Source organism: Acidithiobacillus sp. TH-A35 (genome assembly GCF_057473505.1).
In genome coordinates this window covers 1-2,270 of record NZ_JBYCKR010000208.1, presented here as the reverse complement: position 1 = coordinate 2,270, position 2,270 = coordinate 1, and the positions used below count along the sequence as shown (strand labels likewise).

Annotated in this window: 3 protein-coding genes; all 3 read left to right on the top strand. The window is 63.0% G+C overall.

Translation table 11 applies throughout. From position 1 onward, the window contains the following. The coding region (locus tag AC2VNK_RS07205) for a TetR family transcriptional regulator C-terminal domain-containing protein (protein ID WP_486883306.1) at positions 1-200 on the top strand (200 nt) is incomplete at its 5' end. Positions 201-286: 86 nt separating this feature from the next. Next, positions 287-1,015 carry a dienelactone hydrolase family protein gene (locus AC2VNK_RS07200; RefSeq protein ID WP_486883305.1) on the top strand — a complete coding sequence of 243 codons (729 nt, stop codon included), beginning with the start codon at positions 287-289 and terminating at the stop codon, positions 1,013-1,015. Then, positions 1,012-2,088 (top strand): NADH:flavin oxidoreductase/NADH oxidase, encoded by a 1,077-nt coding sequence (locus tag AC2VNK_RS07195; RefSeq protein WP_486883304.1) that lies wholly within the window; start codon positions 1,012-1,014, stop codon positions 2,086-2,088. The genes AC2VNK_RS07200 and AC2VNK_RS07195 overlap by 4 nt, the downstream gene beginning before the upstream one ends. The last annotated feature ends 182 nt before the right edge of the window (positions 2,089-2,270 follow it).

Below are 2,270 nucleotides of genomic sequence, written 5' to 3'. Positions count from 1 at the left end.
TCGCGGTCATGGCCACCGCCCTGGCCGAGGGGCAGGCCGCCGGCAAGGTGCGCGCCGATGTTGAGGCGAAAGAGGTGGCGCTCTTCATCGTTGCCGCGATTGAAGGCTGCGTCGGCCTAGGCAAAAATGCGCAATCCGTCGAAGCCTATCAGCGCTGTCTGCGACAACTGCAACTTTACGTCCAGTCACTGGCCGCCTGAAGGGTACCCCGTATCGGGCCGTGCACATCGGCTTACTATTCGACGCCGCATCATTTTCCGCTTCCTGACTGTAGCAAGGAGATATCATGTCGCAGATCTCATCTGAATGGATTCAACTGGAAAACGGTCCGCGGGCCTGGTATGCCCGCCCCACCGACGCGGGTCCACACCCTGCCGTACTGGTCTTCATCGAAGCCTTCGGCGTCAACGCACACTTTCAGGACGTGGCCGAACGTCTCGCCCAAGCCGGTTATTGCGCCATAGTGCCCGACCTGTATCACGGCAAGACTTATGAATATTCCGATTTCGCCAACGCCATCGGCCATCTCAAAACGCTGAACGACGAAGTGGCCATGCGGGAGGCGGGCTTGGCCATCCAGGCGCTGCAGCAGCGCGCCGAGGTGCGGAAGGACGCCATCGGCGCGCTGGGGTTCTGTATGGGCGGACGCTACGCCTTCATGGCCAATGCCGTCCATGCAGACCGGCTTCGCGCCACGGTCGCCTTTTATGGCGGCGGTATTGCTCCCGACCAGGATTTCGTCGGACGCAACCCGGTGCTGCATCTGGTAGATCAGATGCAGGCGCCGCTGCTGCTGCTCTATGGTACCGAAGACCAGTCCATCACCCCCGAAGAACACGGCCGCATTGCCACTGCGCTCAGCACCGCCCGGAAGCGCTATACCCTGACGGTGTTTCCGGGCGCGCCCCACGGCTTCTTTGCCGATCCCCGGGACAGCTTCCGTCCCGAGGCTGCGAAGGAAGGCTGGCGCCTGACCCTTGACCACTTCACCCGTTATCTCGGAGCGTCTGCATGACCCACAAGCTGTTCTCGCCCTGGACCTTGCGCAGCGTCACCCTGCGCAACCGCATCTGCGTGGCGCCCATGTGCCAGTATTCCACACCCGATGGCGTCGCAGGGGACTGGCACATGGTGCACCTCGGCAGCCGTGCTGTGGGTGGCGCCGGGCTGGTCATGGTCGAAGCGGCGGCCATCAGCCCAGAGGGTCGCATTTCCCCACAGGACCTCGGCATCTGGACGGATGCACAGGCGCAGGCGCTTGCCCCCATCGTCGCGTTCATGAAGGCGCAGGGGGCGGTCACCGCCATCCAGGTCGCCCATGCGGGACGAAAGGCATCCACCCGGCCACCCTTCCTCGGTGGCCACCCCATTGCGCCCGATGCCGAGGGTGGCTGGAAACCTCTGGGACCCAGCACCCTACCCTTCAGCCATAGCCACACGCCGCCCCACGCCATGGACGCTCAAGACCTGGAGAAAGTGCGCAAGGACTTTGTGGCCGCGGCGCAGCGTGCGCTGACGGCGGGATTCGAGGTCCTGGAACTGCACATGGCCCACGGCTATCTGCTGCACAGCTTTCTTTCTCCCATCAGCAACCAGCGGACCGACAACTACGGCGGCAGCCTGGAAAACCGCATGCGCCTGTCGCTGGAAATCGCAGCTGCCGTGCGCGCGGTCTGGCCCGAAGATCTGCCCCTCTGGGTAAGAATTTCCGCCACCGACTGGGTACCCGGTGGCTGGGACCTGGAGCAGTCTGTCGTCCTCTCAAAAGCACTGAAGGACCGTGGTGTTGACGTCATCGACTGCAGCAGCGGTGGCATGACGCCGGATGCGATCATTCCCGCCGGTCCCGGCTTCCAGACGCCCTTCGCCAGCGCTATCCGGCAGAAGGTGGGCATACCTACCGTCGCCGTCGGCCTCATCACCGAGGCCATACAGGCGGAACACATCCTTGTTACCGAGCAGGCTGATGCCGTGGCTTTGGCGCGTGAACTGCTGCGCAATCCCTACTGGCCCCTGCATGCAGCACAGGAACTGGGCGTAGACCTCACCTGGCCCGTACAGTACGATCGCGCCAAGCCACACCCCTAATACCTTTTTTATATCAGGGTGGTGAACCCCTTCCTTTGGCACGCACCTGGGCGGGAACACACCTGTTCTGGTTTTTCCATACAGATGTGCCTCATATTTTCTGCCGATCCGGAGCCGTGCCCATGACCAGAAAACCGCAGGGACCGGTAGCACTTTTGCCCCTCGCCGCCCTTGCGTTGCTC